This window comes from Moraxella oculi (assembly GCF_023336735.1).
Taxonomy (GTDB): Bacteria; Pseudomonadota; Gammaproteobacteria; order Pseudomonadales; family Moraxellaceae; genus Moraxella; species Moraxella oculi.
Window position 1 is genome coordinate 1 of the sequence record NZ_JAMBAQ010000017.1, and the last position, 14,761, is coordinate 14,761.

General features: G+C 43.0%; 10 protein-coding genes and 1 tRNA gene. 10 read left to right on the forward strand and 1 reads right to left on the reverse strand.

What is annotated here, in order from left to right; genetic code table 11:
* The first annotated feature begins 548 nt into the window (after positions 1-548).
* The 7 genes from M2R47_RS07855 (at position 549) to rplL (ending at position 4,260) form a co-directional block, all read left to right on the forward strand.
* Positions 549-624, forward strand: a tRNA-Trp gene (locus M2R47_RS07855).
* 66 nt (positions 625-690) lie between these two features.
* On the forward strand, positions 691-1,170 hold the full coding sequence (gene secE, locus M2R47_RS07860; RefSeq protein WP_249101400.1) for a preprotein translocase subunit SecE: 480 nt from the start codon (positions 691-693) through the stop codon (positions 1,168-1,170).
* Positions 1,171-1,189: 19 nt separating this feature from the next.
* Positions 1,190-1,720 carry a transcription termination/antitermination protein NusG gene (gene nusG / locus M2R47_RS07865; RefSeq protein ID WP_249101403.1) on the forward strand — a complete coding sequence of 177 codons (531 nt, stop codon included), beginning with the start codon at positions 1,190-1,192 and terminating at the stop codon, positions 1,718-1,720.
* A 125-nt stretch (positions 1,721-1,845) separates the two neighbouring features.
* Positions 1,846-2,277: a 50S ribosomal protein L11 gene (rplK, locus tag M2R47_RS07870; RefSeq protein ID WP_249101405.1), complete on the forward strand. Its 432-nt coding sequence runs from the start codon at positions 1,846-1,848 to the stop codon at positions 2,275-2,277.
* Positions 2,277-2,978: a 50S ribosomal protein L1 gene (gene rplA / locus M2R47_RS07875; RefSeq protein ID WP_249101409.1), complete on the forward strand. Its 702-nt coding sequence runs from the start codon at positions 2,277-2,279 to the stop codon at positions 2,976-2,978. The genes rplK and rplA overlap by 1 nt, the downstream gene beginning before the upstream one ends.
* A 325-nt stretch (positions 2,979-3,303) precedes the next feature.
* Entirely contained in the window at positions 3,304-3,810 is a 507-nt protein-coding gene (gene rplJ, locus M2R47_RS07880) for a 50S ribosomal protein L10 (RefSeq protein ID WP_249101413.1), read from the forward strand.
* Between the two features lie 78 nt (positions 3,811-3,888).
* The gene (gene rplL, locus M2R47_RS07885; RefSeq protein WP_249101416.1) at positions 3,889-4,260 is read left to right on the forward strand and encodes a 50S ribosomal protein L7/L12; all 372 of its coding nucleotides are present in this window, start codon (positions 3,889-3,891) and stop codon (positions 4,258-4,260) included.
* A 115-nt stretch (positions 4,261-4,375) separates the two neighbouring features.
* On the opposite strand, the gene M2R47_RS07890 is transcribed toward rplL, so the two are convergent.
* Positions 4,376-4,513 (reverse strand): hypothetical protein, encoded by a 138-nt coding sequence (locus tag M2R47_RS07890; protein ID WP_249101418.1) that lies wholly within the window; start codon positions 4,511-4,513, stop codon positions 4,376-4,378.
* A 374-nt stretch (positions 4,514-4,887) separates the two neighbouring features.
* Between M2R47_RS07890 and rpoB the strand changes: the two genes are divergently transcribed.
* The 3 genes from rpoB to serA all read left to right on the forward strand — a co-directional run bounded on the left by rpoB (position 4,888) and on the right by serA (position 14,680).
* A complete protein-coding gene (gene rpoB, locus M2R47_RS07895; RefSeq protein WP_249101421.1) occupies positions 4,888-8,997 on the forward strand; it encodes a DNA-directed RNA polymerase subunit beta in 4,110 nt (1,369 codons plus the stop codon).
* A gap of 91 nt (positions 8,998-9,088) precedes the next feature.
* On the forward strand, positions 9,089-13,315 hold the full coding sequence (gene rpoC / locus M2R47_RS07900; RefSeq protein WP_249101424.1) for a DNA-directed RNA polymerase subunit beta': 4,227 nt from the start codon (positions 9,089-9,091) through the stop codon (positions 13,313-13,315).
* Positions 13,316-13,453: 138 nt separating this feature from the next.
* Complete coding sequence (serA, locus tag M2R47_RS07905) at positions 13,454-14,680, forward strand: phosphoglycerate dehydrogenase (protein WP_249101428.1); 1,227 nt, start codon at positions 13,454-13,456, stop codon at positions 14,678-14,680.
* Positions 14,681-14,761 lie beyond the last annotated feature (81 nt).

Genomic DNA, 14,761 nt, shown 5'->3' on the forward strand with positions numbered 1-14,761 from the left:
GCTAATGTTAAAAACTGATCTTAAAATAAGATTGGCTTAACAGCAAACATAACACGACTTACTAAGTCAAAAACCCCTGCCTAAGATGGTGGGGGTTTTCTCTTGGGGGAAATAATTTTTTAAATTAAATCATTGGTCTAAATGAACAAGCCTTGATATTCTTGGATGACTTTACCAGCATTTGATCGTGCATTTTTATATTGTATTGAATCACATTTGCAACAGAACACCAATAAGATTTGGTTATTGATGAGTTTGATTAAAGTATCAATCATGCTTTAATGGGCTGGTTTGATAATAAAAAATATTGCATGTAGCGACTTAGATGATCTATCTTTGATACAAAAAAATGGTTAATGAGGTCGTAGAAACGGAGATATTCAAGATGTGAAAGAGGCTGATCACCTAAGAGGCTTTAAATGAATGCAAAAACACTTATTTTACAACTGCTTTTGGCTAATGAATAAAATGCAAAGGGTTTTAAAAATATTTTATAAATCTCTTGCATTTTAAATTATCTTTGCTATAATAATAGTTCTTAACTCTTTAGGCGATTGGCTCAATTGGTAGAGCATCGGTCTCCAAAACCGAGGGTTGGGGGTTCGAGTCCCTCATCGCCTGCCATTCTATTTTTTCACACCATTATTTTAATCACATAAAAAAATTGGTCACCCCAAGGCAAACTTCTGCATGAGTGCTAATAAAGATAATTTTGATTCACAAGCTCGAACTGTGGCGTCAAATGGCTCAGCTCAGCAAAAAAAAACAATCACTGTTTCTAAAGAAAATGTTGTTGAAGTTGCCAAAAGACACTCGGTCAAAGACTATTTGCTATGGTTGCTAGCCGTTGTTGCACTCATCGGTGCCACATTAGTTTCGGACTATTTGCCTAGATATTGGGTGATGGCAAATGATGTTTGGGTGCAGTTGGCCTGCACGGCATCTTTGATAATTTTCGCCATCATTTGTTTGGTGTTTACTCATCAAGGTCGTGCTTTCAAAACGCTGCTTAAAGATGCAGGTATTGAGTTGCGTCGTGTAACTTGGCCAACTAAAGATGAAACCATTCGCTATACATGGCAAACCATCTTAATGATCATTATTTTTGGCGTGGTTGTTTGGGTGTTGGATAATATTTTTAATAAAATTATTGGCTTTGTTCTTAACTAATTTATTTAAAGGTGATGCGATGCGTTGGTATATTATCCAGGCGTTTTCTGGTTATGAAAAACAAGTTCAGCGTTCCTTGATTGAGCGTATCAAACGCAGTGAGTTTTCTGAATCTTTTGGTGATGTGTTAGTGCCTACCGAAGAAGTGATTGAAATGCGTGATGGAAAAAAACGCACGGTTGAGCATAAATTATTTCCAGGTTATGTGCTTATTAATATGGAGATGACCGAAGATACTTGGCACATTGTTCGCAGTTGCCCAAATATCACAGGTTTTATCGGTGGCACGCCAGAAAATCCAGCACCCATTACTAAAGCAGAAGCTGATCGCATTTTGAATCGTATTCAAAAAGGTACTGACGCACCTCGTCCTAAGACCATGTTTGAACCAGGAGAAGAAGTGCTGGTCATTGATGGTCCCTTCACTGATTTCAAGGGATTGGTGAAAAAAGTTGATTATGATAAGTCTAAACTGCATCTGACTGTGAGCGTGTTTAATCGTCCGACTGAAGTTGAACTGCAGTTTACAAAAGTTGAAAAACTCAGTTAAATTCGTTATAATAGTCATTTTAAGCTCTAAGCGTTGCTTAGAGTTTTTAATTGAATTAAACCATGTTTAATTCTTAACTTTGGGGAGCTAATCGTAGCGCTACTACCCACCATTGGAGTATACTTATGGCAAAGAAGATTGATGGCTACATCAAGCTACAAGTGCCTGCTGGCAAGGCAAATCCATCACCACCAATTGGTCCAGCTTTGGGTCAAAAAGGTGTGAATATCATGGCGTTCTGTAAAGAGTTCAACGCTGCCTCAGCAAACTTTGAGCCTGGTCTGCCAATTCCTGTCGTCATCACTGTGTTTAGCGACAAGTCTTTCACCTTCATCATGAAGTCGCCACCTGCGGCTGTTTTGTTGCGTAAAGCTGCTGGCATCGCCAAAGGTTCTAGTGTGCCGAATAAAGACAAAGTGGGCACCGTAACCCGTGCGCAACTTGAAGAAATCGTTAAAACCAAAGAAGCGGATCTAACTGCTGCCGAGCTTGAAGCAGGTATTCGTACCATCGCAGGTACTGCTCGCTCAATGGGTCTAAATGTGGAGGGTGTGTAATGGCCAAGCTAACTAAGCGTCAGAAGCTCATCAATGAAAAAGTTGATGGCAATAAGCTATACACCATCGAAGAGGCTGTGGCAATTTTGAATGATTTGCCAGCAGCAAAATTCAAAGAGTCTATCGACATCGCCATCAATTTGGGTGTTGATCCTCGTAAATCAGATCAAGTGGTGCGTGGTGCTACCAACTTGCCAGCTGGTACTGGTAAAACTAAGCGTGTTGCTGTATTTGCTCAAGGTGCGGCTGCTGATGCTGCTAAAGAAGCAGGTGCTGATGTTGTGGGCTTTGAAGATTTGGCAGAAAGCATCAAAGCTGGCAACCTAGACTTTGATGTTGTTATCGCTTCACCAGACGCCATGCGTGTTGTTGGTCAATTGGGTACGATTTTGGGTCCTCGTGGTTTAATGCCAAACCCAAAAGTTGGTACGGTAACTGCTGATGTTGCAACTGCTGTTAAAAACACGAAAGCTGGTCAAGCTCAATACCGTGTTGATAAAGCTGGTATTATCCATGCTTCTATCGGTCAAATTGGCTTTACTGGTGAGCAAATCGAGCAAAATGCTACCGCATTGCTGAATGATTTAAAGCGTGCTAAGCCTGCAACCTCTAAAGGTATTTATATCAAGAAAATTACTCTGTCTAGCACCATGGGTCCTGGCATTGTTATCGATCCAGTTCCGCACCGTGCTAACAAGTAATCGTATTGATTATCCAATAAAGGTGAAAAACTCAGTCATCATATAAAGCTTGATTTTTAGGGTTTTTCACCTATAATAGACATTTTTATTGTATGCTTTCCCGTAATTAAGCATTCAGTATATCGTATTATTAGTTCAGCACAGCGGGTTGTGCTGTCTAAGACCGTAGGTGCGGTTAGTCATGATCATTAATCGCATAAATTATGATGATTCATAAGCCTACGCAGACGGAAAGACGATGAGTCACCGTATTTGGTGCAAATCCAGTTGGATTTGTGAAATTTGCTTATTATTTGCTTGCAAATAATAAATATGGAGACAACCCATGGCACTAAATCTTCAAGACAAACAAGCAATTGTTGCTGAAGTAAATGAAGCTGCCAAAGTTGCCCTATCTGCTGTTGTTGCCGATTCTCGTGGCGTAACAGTGGCACAGATGACCGAACTTCGTAAAGCGGCTCGTGCGGCAGGTGTGAACATGCGTATTGTGCGTAATACTTTATTACGCCGTGCTCTAGAAGACACTGATTTTGCTTGCATGAACGATGTATTCGTTGGCCCTACACTGATTGCATTTTCAAATGAACATCCAGGTGCTGCAGCACGCTTGTTCAAAGAATTTGCAAAGGGTAACGATAAGTTTGAAATCAAAGGTGCAGCTTTTGAAGGCGAATTTATTGACGCCAGTTCAATCGATAAACTTGCAACACTACCAACTTACGACGAAGCCATTGCTCGTCTGATGGGTACCATGAAAGAAGCAGCAGCAGGCAAACTTGCGCGTACTTTGGCTGCACTTCGCGACAAGATGCAAGAACAAGAAGCGGCTTAATTTTTTCAAATTTTTTGAATTTTGTAAAAATCATCCGTTTTGCTCAATTTACCATTTTATTTCATAGGAATAATTGCTATGTCACTAACTAATGAACAAATCTTAGATGCAATCGCAGAAAAATCAGTCATGGAAATCGTTGAGCTTATCTCTGCGATGGAAGAGAAATTTGGTGTATCTGCAGCAGCCCTAGCAGCAGCTCCAGCAGCTGGCGGTGAAGCAGCGGCAGCTGAAGAAAAAGACGACTTCAATGTTGTTCTAACTTCTGGTGGCGACAAGAAAGTTGCTGTTATTAAAGTAGTTCGTGAAGTTACTGGTCTTGGTCTAAAAGAAGCTAAAGACCTAGTTGAAGGTGCTCCACAAACTGTTAAAGAAGGTGCTTCTAAAGCTGAAGCTGAAGAGCTTAAGAAGAAGCTTGAAGAAGCTGGTGCAAGTGTTGAGCTTAAATAAGCCCATCGTTGCCAAAAAATTTGCCTAAGTTTTAGGTGTATAAAAGCTGATAATGCCTTGCATTATCAGCTTTTTTTATTTAATTTGGATTTTGTGCGTGTTAAATCATGAGTTGCTAAAACTGGTTTAAAAAATTGTTTTTTTGTTTTTGCTGATTGTTTGGAGAAGGTGTCATCAAAGGGTTTGGATTGATTTTATGTGAAAGCGGGGTTTTTGAATTAACTGTTTTTGGTTGGATAATCTCATCTTTCATAATAAAATCTAATGCAAGCTTGCATTATTGAGCTTTTTAGGTTAAAATTCTTTATTTGACCTTTTGTGTGGATTGGTCAAGGATTTGGTGTTATCAACTGAGCCAAAAAGCCACGAACTTGGCATTTTGTTTTGTTATTTTTGGGTATTTTGGTTAGAAGCGCTAAGTTTCCCACACAAGTGAAAAGGACAAACCGTGCTGATGCAACAACTTTATCCGCTTTCATGCTTTGATGCTGAACGCCTGTTGGGTGTTTGGTTTTTTGTTGTGTCTGATGATTTGATTTTTCTGCTTTGATACCCTTTATCCAGCAAGCTTGTCTTGATAAGTTTGTATGATTTACCTTTTGTTTTGGTTTACTGTAAGGAACATTAATGGCATATTCTTATACTGAAAAGAAACGCATTCGTAAAAGTTTTTCTAGACTTCCAGACGTCATGGATGTGCCTTATTTGCTGGCCATCCAAGTGGATTCTTATGAGCAGTTTTTGCAAGAGCATAAAAAACCAAAAGAGCGTGCCAATGTTGGTTTACAGGCAGCTTTTTCATCTATTTTTCCGATTGTTAGCCATTCTGGAAATGCTGAATTGCAGTTTGTTGAATACTATTTGGGAGAGCCTGAGTTTGATGAGCGTGAATGCATCATGCGTGGTTCGACTTTTGCCGCTCCTTTGCGTGTCAAAATTCGTTTGGTATTAAAAGATAAGGATAGTAAAGATAAAGACAGCAAAGCTGTCATTAAAGACATTCGTGAGCAGACTGTTTTTATGGGTGAAATTCCACTCATGACAGCAAATGGTACTTTCATCATTAATGGTACTGAGCGTGTGATCGTCTCCCAGCTTCATCGCTCCCCTGGTGTGTTTTTTGATCACGATAAAGGTAAATCACATTCAAGTGGTAAAGTGCTTTATAATGCACGCATCATTCCTTATCGTGGGTCTTGGTTAGACTTTGAATTTGATGTAAAAGACTTGGTTTATGCCCGTATCGATCGTCGTCGCAAGTTACTTGCTACCATCATTTTGCGTGCTATTGGCATGGATACCAATGACATCTTGAAGACTTTCTTTGAAACGATTGAGGTGTACAAAGGTGCAGAGTCTTTTGAAGTTGAGTTGGTGGCTGAGCGTCTACAAGGTGAGATGGCACAATTTGATATCATCTCGCCAGAGGGCAAGGTGATTGTTGAACAAGGCAAACGCATCAACGCACGCCGTATTAAAGAAATCATCAATTCAGGAATGACCAAGCTGGCAGTTCCTGATGAATATCTGTATGAACGAATCTTGGCGGAAGACATTGTCTATCATGACCAAGTCATCGCTCGTGCCAATACCTTGATTGACCATGATTTGTTAGTGAAGCTTGCTGATAAAAACATCAAAGGCTTTAAGATCTTGTTCACCAATGATATTGATCATGGTGCTTATATTGCTGACACTCTGCGTGCCGACACCATCATGTCTCGTGAGGAAGCCTTGATTGAAATTTATAAGGTCATGCGTCCAGGTGAGCCGCCGACTTTGGAAACGGCTGAAAAATTATTTGAGCAGATGTTCTTTAGTCAAGAGCGTTATGATTTGTCCAATGTTGGTCGCATGAAATTTAATCGTCGCTTGGGTCGTGAGTTCATTGAGACTGACGACATTGAGGTGCAGCGTGAGCAAGGCGTGCTATCAAACCAAGACATCGTTGATGTATTAAAAGAATTGATTGAGATTCGTAATGGTCGTGGAGAAGTTGATGATATTGACCATTTGGGTAACCGTCGTATTCGCTCGGTTGGTGAGATGACGGAGAATCAATTCCGTATTGGTCTTGCCCGTGTTGAAAGAGCGGTGAAAGAGCGTTTGACAACTGCTGAATCTGACAGTCTATCGCCACAGGATTTAATTAACTCAAAACCTGTTGCCGCAGCGATTAAGGAGTTTTTCGGCTCTTCTCAACTGTCTCAATTCATGGATCAAAACAATCCATTGTCTGAGATTACCCATAAGCGTCGTGTGTCAGCACTGGGTCCTGGTGGTTTGACGCGTGAGCGTGCAGGCTTTGAGGTTCGAGATGTTCACAACACTCACTACGGTCGTGTGTGTCCAATTGAGACGCCTGAAGGTCCAAACATTGGTTTGATCAATTCATTGGCGGTATTTGCTAAGACCAACAATTTTGGTTTTTTAGAGACTCCTTATCGCCGTGTTGTTGATGGTAAGGTAACCGATGATATCGAGTACATGAGTGCCATTGAAGAAGTGGGTTCTGTGATTGCACAGGCGGACTCACCGATGAACCAAAATGGCGAGTTGACCGAAGAGATGGTCATGGTTCGCTATCAGGGTGAGTCCGTTCGCATGGGTGTTGATAAGGTAACGCACATGGATGTTTCACCACGCCAAGTCGTATCGGTGGCAGCATCGCTGATTCCGTTTTTGGAGCATGACGACGCAAACCGTGCTTTGATGGGTGCGAACATGCAACGCCAAGCAGTACCTACTTTGCGTTCTGACAAGCCATTGGTTGGTACTGGCATGGAGCGACATGTGGCTCGAGACAGTGGTGTGTGCGTGGTCGCCAAACGCGGTGGTGTGATTGAAGAGGTAGATGCCAGTCGTGTTATCGTGCGTGTGAACGAAGATGAAATGGTCGCAGGTGAAGCAGGCATTGATATTTATAATCTTATCAAGTATACCCGTTCCAACCAAAATACTTGTATCAATCAGCGTATCATTGTCAACGAAGGCGATGTGATTGCTCGTGGCGATATTTTGGCAGATGGCCCTTCTACCGATTTGGGTGAATTGGCACTTGGTCAAAACATGCGTGTGGCATTCATGCCTTGGAATGGTTATAACTTTGAAGACTCGATTTTGCTTTCAGAGCGTGTGGTGCAAGAAGATCGCTTTACAACCATTCATATTCAAGAGTTGACCTGCGTGGCCCGTGATACGAAGCTGGGCCCTGAAGAAATTACAGGAGATATCCCTAATGTTGGTGAGGCGGCCTTAGCTAACTTAGATGAGGCTGGTATTGTCTATATTGGTGCAGAGGTTGATGCTGGTGATATTTTGGTCGGTAAGGTTACGCCTAAAGGTGAAAGCCAACTGACCCCAGAAGAAAAATTGCTGCGTGCGATTTTTGGTGAAAAGGCTGCTGATGTTAAAGATACTTCACTGCGTGTTCCTTCATCAACAAAAGGTACGGTGATTGATGTGCAAGTATTTACTCGCGATGGCCTGGAAAAAGACAGCCGTGCCAAATCAATTGAAAAAGCAATGCTTGACAGCTATCGCAAAGATTTAAAAGAAGAGTTGAACATCTTTGAAGCGGCGGCACGCAGTCGTATTGTGCATTTGCTAGAATCCCAAACCATCAGTGGTGGTGCAGGCTTTAAGGCTGGCACAGTATTGACGGCGTCTGACTTAGAGAGTTTGTCATTAGATGACTTGCTTGACATACAGCCTGCCCAAGAGGAGATCTCTGAGCGTTTGAATCAAATTGCTGATTACCTAAGGGATAAACAAGACGAAATTGATAATAAGTTTGCTGAGAAGAAGCGTAAACTGACACAAGGCGATGATTTGGCTCATGGTGTTCAAAAAATCGTTAAGGTTTATTTGGCGGTCAAACGCCGTATTCAGCCAGGCGATAAGATGGCAGGTCGTCATGGTAACAAAGGTGTTGTGTCTCGCATCATGCCCGTTGAGGACATGCCTTATGATGAAAATGGTAATCCTGTGGACATCGTGCTAAATCCATTGGGTGTACCATCTCGTATGAACATCGGTCAGGTGTTGGAGACGCATTTGGGTATGGCGGCTCGTGGTCTTGGTGATAAAATTAATGACATGATGCGTGCTCAAGTGGCTGTCAGTGAATTGCGTGAATTTTTGGATAAGATTTATAACAAGGTCGGCGGTGAACAAGTTGATCTTGATGGCTTATCAGATGAGGACATCTTGGCAATGTCGGAAAATCTACGCAAAGGGGTTCCAATGGGTACGGCAGTCTTTGACGGCGCTAAAGAAACGCAGATTAAAGAGCTTTTGGAGCTGGCAGGTCTGGACAAATCAGGTCAGCAAACACTGTATGATGGGCGTACTGGTAAGAAGTTCGATCGTCCTGTAACCGTTGGTTATATGTACATGCTAAAACTCAACCATTTGGTTGATGACAAAATGCATGCTCGTTCAACAGGTTCTTATAGTCTGGTTACTCAGCAACCGCTTGGTGGTAAAGCTCAGTTTGGTGGTCAGCGTTTTGGTGAAATGGAGGTCTGGGCTTTAGAGGCCTATGGTGCTACTTATACCTTACAAGAAATGCTTACCGTCAAATCAGATGATGTGGAGGGTCGTACTCGCATGTACAAGAACATTGTTGATGGTGAACAGTATATGAACCCAGGCATGCCAGAGTCGTTCAATGTATTGACCAAAGAGATTCGCTCGTTGGGTATCAACATTGACTTAAAAGAAAAGAAAAAATAAGTCAACATTTCATAACCAAGCACCAGCCTGATAATTGTCTGACTTAGGTTGGTGCAGATGATCGAATTGCAGAAGATAACGGAGAATCCTTTTGAAAGATTTATTAGACATCATGAAAGGCCCTGCTAATAACGGCATGAAAGAATTTGACAGCATTCAAATCTCTTTGGCCAGCCCAGATACCATAAAATCATGGTCGCATGGTGAAGTAAAAAAACCAGAAACCATCAACTATCGCACTTTCAAGCCTGAGCGTGATGGATTATTCTGTGCTAAAATTTTTGGCCCTGTTAAAGATTTTGAATGTCTGTGTGGCAAGTATAAGCGCCGTAAATTCCAAGGTATCATCTGTGAAAAATGTGGCGTGGAGGTAACAGCCGCTAAGGTTCGTCGTGATCGCATGGGTCATATTGAACTTGCATCCCCTGTGGCACACATTTGGTTTTTAAAATCGTTGCCAAGCCGTATTGGTCTTTTATTAGACATCACTTTGCGTGATATTGAGCGCGTCTTGTACTTTGAAAGCTATATCGTAACTGACCCAGGCATGACTGGTCTTGAAAAGAATCAATTGCTTGATGACGAAGAATATTTCACGGCTCTTGAACAGTATGGTGATGAATTTGTTGCTAAAATGGGTGCGGAAGCTGTTCAAGACTTGCTAAAAGACATCGATGTTGATGTTGAGATTGATGGTTTGCGTAATTCCATTCCGCAGACGAATTCGGAAACAAAACTAAAAAAGATGGCCAAGCGCTTGCAGCTGTTAGAATCTTTCCGAGATTCTGGCAACAAACCTGAATGGATGGTAATGACGGTATTGCCAGTATTGCCACCAGACTTGCGTCCATTGGTGCCGCTTGAGGGTGGTCGTTTTGCCACGAGTGATTTGAATGACTTGTACCGCCGTGTCATCAACCGTAACAACCGTCTAAAACGCCTACTTGAGCTAAATGCTCCTGACATCATCGTACGCAATGAAAAGCGCATGCTACAAGAAGCGGTGGATGCCTTGCTTGATAATGGTCGTCGTGGTCGTGCGATTACTGGATCAAACAAACGCCCCTTAAAATCATTGGCTGACATGATTAAGGGTAAGCAGGGTCGTTTCCGTCAAAACTTGCTGGGCAAGCGAGTTGACTACTCTGGTCGTTCGGTGATTGTTGTGGGTCCGACGCTACGCTTGCATCAATGTGGCTTGCCAAAGAAAATGGCGTTGGAGTTATTTAAGCCTTTCACCTATGCCAAGCTTCTACAAAATAACATCGCTCAAACCATCAAAGCAGCTAAGAAAATGGTTGAGCGTGAAGAACCAGCCGTTTGGGATATGCTGGCCAGTGTGATCCGTGAACATCCAGTACTACTAAACCGTGCACCGACACTGCACCGCTTGGGCTTGCAAGCATTTGAGCCAGTACTGATTGAAGGTAAGGCGATTCAATTACACCCATTGGTTTGTGCAGCCTTTAACGCCGACTTCGATGGCGACCAAATGGCGGTTCATGTGCCATTAACCTTGGAAGCTCAGCTGGAAGCTCGTGCATTGATGATGTCAACCAACAACATCTTGTCGCCAGCCAATGGTGAACCGATCATTGTTCCATCGCAAGATGTCGTTTTGGGTTTGTACTACATCAGTCGTAGCCATGTGAATGCCAAAGGTGAAAACATGGTGTTTAGCACGGTAAATGAGGCATTGCGTGCGATTGGTTCGGAAGATTTGAGTGTCAATGCTAAGATTAAAGTCCGTGTTACCGAAACCATCATTGATGAAAAAACTGATGAAAAAATCACTAAGACTGAGATAAAAGAAACAGTTGCTGGCCGATTATTGATTTGGAATATCATGCCTGAGGGCATGGCGTTTCATGAATGTAACAAAGAGATGACCAAAAAGAATATCTCTGGTCTGCTAAACTCGTGTTATCGTAAGCTTGGTGTTAAAGAGTCGGTGTTGTTTGCTGACCATTTGATGTACTTAGGTTTTGCACAGGCGACCTTGTCTGGAATTTCCATTGGCATGGAAGACATGGTAATCCCACCGACCAAAAAAGCAATCATGGACGCAGCCGATTCAGAAGTGCGTGAGATTGAGCAGCAGTTTGAGCAAGGCTTTGTTACCGCAGGTGAGCGTTATAACAAAGTGGTCGATATTTGGTCTCGTACATCAGACAAGATTGCCAATGCGATGATGGAAAACTTATCGACTGATGAGGTTGTGAATGCTGATGGCGACATTGAGCGTGAAAAATCATTCAACTCAATCTACATGATGGCAGACTCAGGTGCTCGTGGTAGTGCTACGCAAATCCGTCAGCTGGCAGGCATGCGTGGACTGATGGCAAAACCAGACGGCTCGATCATTGAAACACCGATTAAAGCCAATTTCCGCGAGGGGTTGACGGTACTTCAATACTTCATCTCAACACATGGTGCGCGTAAAGGTCTTGCGGATACTGCTCTAAAAACAGCAAACTCAGGTTATTTGACTCGTCGTTTGGTTGATGTGGCACAAGACTTGGTGATTACGATTGATGACTGTGGCACGAAAGCAGGTCAGCGCATGACACCTGTGATTGATGGTGGTGAAATTGTAGAACGATTGGGCGATCGTGTGCTTGGTCGTGTTACTGCAAAAGAGATAACAACGATTGAAGGCGAGGTGATTGCTACTGATGGCACGCTGATTGATGAGAGATTGGTTGAAAAATTAGATGCCAATGCGATTGATGAGGTGTATGTGCGTTCAGTGATTACCTGTGAGGCAGGTCATGGCGTATGTGCTAAGTGTTACGGTCGTGATTTGGCTCGTGGCCACTTAGTAAACATCGGTGAGTCAGTAGGCGTGATGGCGGCACAGTCCATCGGTGAACCAGGTACTCAGTTAACCATGCGTACTTTCCATGTGGGCGGTGCAGCAAGTGCCGCAGCGGTTGATAACAGCGTGTCTGTCGGCAGCAATGGTACGGTTCGCTTCCATAATATGAAGACTGTAGAGCATGCTGATGGGCATCTGGTGGTCGTTTCTCGTTCTGCTGAAATCGGCGTGGCGGATGATCAAGGTCGTGAGCGTGAGCGTTATAAAGTGCCTTATGGCTCAAATGTCATGTTGCACGATGGCGAGGAAGTGAATGCTGGCGATGTGATTGCCAAATGGGATCCTCATACCCACCCAATCATTACTGAATTTGCTGGTACTGCGCGTTTTAGCGACATTACCGATGGCATGACCGCTACGATGAAGATGGATGAGACCACAGGTGTGAGTTCATTTGAGATTCTAGCAAGCAAAGACCGTCCAAGCATCGCCAAAGATTTACGCCCTGCAATCATCCTAGACACACAAGATGGCAAAGAGGTGGTATACTTCTTACCTGCTGAGACTGTCATTCGTGTCTCAGAAGGTGAAAAAGTAACCGCAGGTTCTGTATTGGGTCGTGTGCCACAAGCCACTTCTGGCACCAAAGATATTACGGGTGGTTTGCCACGAGTTGCTGATCTTTTTGAAGCACGCCGTCCAAAAGATCATGCCATCATGGCAGAGATCAGCGGTGTGGTGTCATTTGGTAAAGAAACCAAGGGCAAAAACCGTTTTATCATCACCGATGCAGATGGAAATGTGCATGAAGAATTAATTCCAAAATGGCGTCAGATCAATGTGTTTGAGGGTGAAATGGTTGAGCGTGGTGAGGTGGTGTCCGACGGTCCGCAAAACCCACATGACATTCTGCGTCTCAAAGGTGAAACGGCATTGGCGAATTACATCGTTAATGAGGTGCAAGAGGTTTATCGCTTGCAAGGTGTTAAAATCAATGACAAACACATTGAGGTCATTGTTCGTCAAATGCTACGCAAAGTAGAAATTATTGACGGTGGTGATTCTAACTACTTTAAAGGCGACCAAGCAGAATACACGAAGATTCGTGCATTGAATGAGGAATTGGTGGCTAATAATAAGTTCCCAGTACAGTTTGAACGCCAGCTTTTAGGCATCACTAAGGCATCACTTGCAACAGAAAGCTTCATTTCTGCAGCGTCTTTCCAAGAGACAACCCGTGTCTTGACTGCTGCGGCAACAATGGGCAAGGTTGATGAATTGACAGGTCTAAAAGAAAATGTGGTCGTGGGTCGCTTGATTCCAGCGGGTACTGGCTTGGCATACCATCAAAATCGTCAGCGTAAGGCACAGATGGCTGAAGAGACTCGTGTCGTTGATGACTTGCTTTTGTCTGATGAATTGCTAGCACCTACAGATGGCGTGCCTACCAAAGACAGTTTTGCCAAAGCATTCGCTGATGAGTTGGGTCAGGACGGCTGATGGCATTAAGAAAGCTCATCATCATGATGGGCTTTTTTTGTTTGGTCGTGCTTGAAATTTTAATGAGGTATGTTGCTTAAAGCTCTTAGATTGCCAAGCATCATTCACATACTTTATTTCTTGTTAAATGAGAACTTTATGAATTTATCATTACAAAAAGATAAAATCCGCTTTTTGCTTTTAGAAGGCGTGCATGACAATGCTTTAAAAGTGCTTAATGAAGCAGGATATGTCAATATTGAATACATTAAAACCGCATTAGATGAAGCAGAACTGATTGAAAAAATCAAAGATGCTCACTTTATTGGCATTCGCTCACGCACACAGTTGACAGAAAAAGTATTAAAATCTGCTGAAAAATTGATCGCTATTGGTTGTTTTTGCATTGGCACAAATCAAGTGGATTTAGACGCTGCACTCAAACTTGGCATTGCGGTATTTAATGCACCGTATTCAAACACGCGTTCGGTGGCAGAATTGGTATTGGCCGAAACCATCATGCTGATGCGTGGCATTCCTGAAAAAAATGCGGTCGTGCATCGTGGTGGGTGGAATAAGTCGGCAAAAGACAGCTATGAAGTGCGAGGCAAGACGCTGGGCATCGTTGGTTATGGCTCTATCGGTTCGCAGTTGTCAGTACTGGCTGAAAGCTTGGGCATGAAAGTCATCTATCACGATATTGTTACCAAATTGCCATTGGGCAATGCGACGCAGATGGGAAGTCTTGATGAGTTGCTGGCGAAGTCGGATGTGGTAACGCTACATGTGCCTGATTTGCCAAGCACCCGAAATATGATGACCAAAGATCAATTTGACCAAATGAAAGATGGTGCGTTTTTCATCAACGCTGCTCGTGGCGGCTGCGTGGATATTGATGCGTTAGCATCGGCACTCAAAAGCGGTAAATTGTTGGGTGCGGCGATTGATGTATTTCCCAAAGAGCCAAAATCTGCTGATGAAGAGTTCGTTTCCATACTTCGTGATTTTGACAATGTCATCTTAACGCCACATGTGGGTGGTTCAACCCAAGAAGCACAGGCAAATATTGGCTTAGAAGTGGCTGAGAAATTTGTACGCTATTCTGATCAGGGTGATTCTGCCAGTGCTGTTAATTTTCCAAATGTATCCGTGCCATTGACGCAGGGTGCTCACCGCTTATTACACATTCATAAGAATGTGCCAGGTGTGCTGTCGCAAATCAATGCGTCATTTGCTGATGCGGGCATCAATATCGTCGCTCAATCCCTCATGACTCGTGGTGATGTTGGTTATTTGGTGATGGATGTTGACGATAGTGATTCTGAAAAAGCACTACAACGACTGCGTCATGTGCCTGAAACGATTCGAGTGCGTGTGTTATTTTGATGCCTTAAAGACAAACAAAACCGCTTTTTTTGTAAGGCGGTTTTGTTTTTATGGTAAAATGAATCAGATGTGTTTTTATCA

What these genes read in the sequence shown, in the direction of transcription:
- nusG (WP_249101403.1), top strand. Translation starts at nt 1,190, where the DNA reads ATGCGTTGGTATATTATCCAGGCGTTTTCTGGTTATGAAAAACAAGTT.
- serA (WP_249101428.1), top strand. Translation starts at nt 13,454, where the DNA reads ATGAATTTATCATTACAAAAAGATAAAATCCGCTTTTTGCTTTTAGAA.
- rpoB (WP_249101421.1), top strand. Translation starts at nt 4,888, where the DNA reads ATGGCATATTCTTATACTGAAAAGAAACGCATTCGTAAAAGTTTTTCT.
- rplK (WP_249101405.1), top strand. Translation starts at nt 1,846, where the DNA reads ATGGCAAAGAAGATTGATGGCTACATCAAGCTACAAGTGCCTGCTGGC.
- secE (WP_249101400.1), top strand. Translation starts at nt 691, where the DNA reads ATGAGTGCTAATAAAGATAATTTTGATTCACAAGCTCGAACTGTGGCG.
- M2R47_RS07890 (WP_249101418.1), bottom strand. Translation starts at nt 4,513, where the DNA reads ATGAAAGATGAGATTATCCAACCAAAAACAGTTAATTCAAAAACCCCG.
- rplJ (WP_249101413.1), top strand. Translation starts at nt 3,304, where the DNA reads ATGGCACTAAATCTTCAAGACAAACAAGCAATTGTTGCTGAAGTAAAT.
- rplL (WP_249101416.1), top strand. Translation starts at nt 3,889, where the DNA reads ATGTCACTAACTAATGAACAAATCTTAGATGCAATCGCAGAAAAATCA.
- rplA (WP_249101409.1), top strand. Translation starts at nt 2,277, where the DNA reads ATGGCCAAGCTAACTAAGCGTCAGAAGCTCATCAATGAAAAAGTTGAT.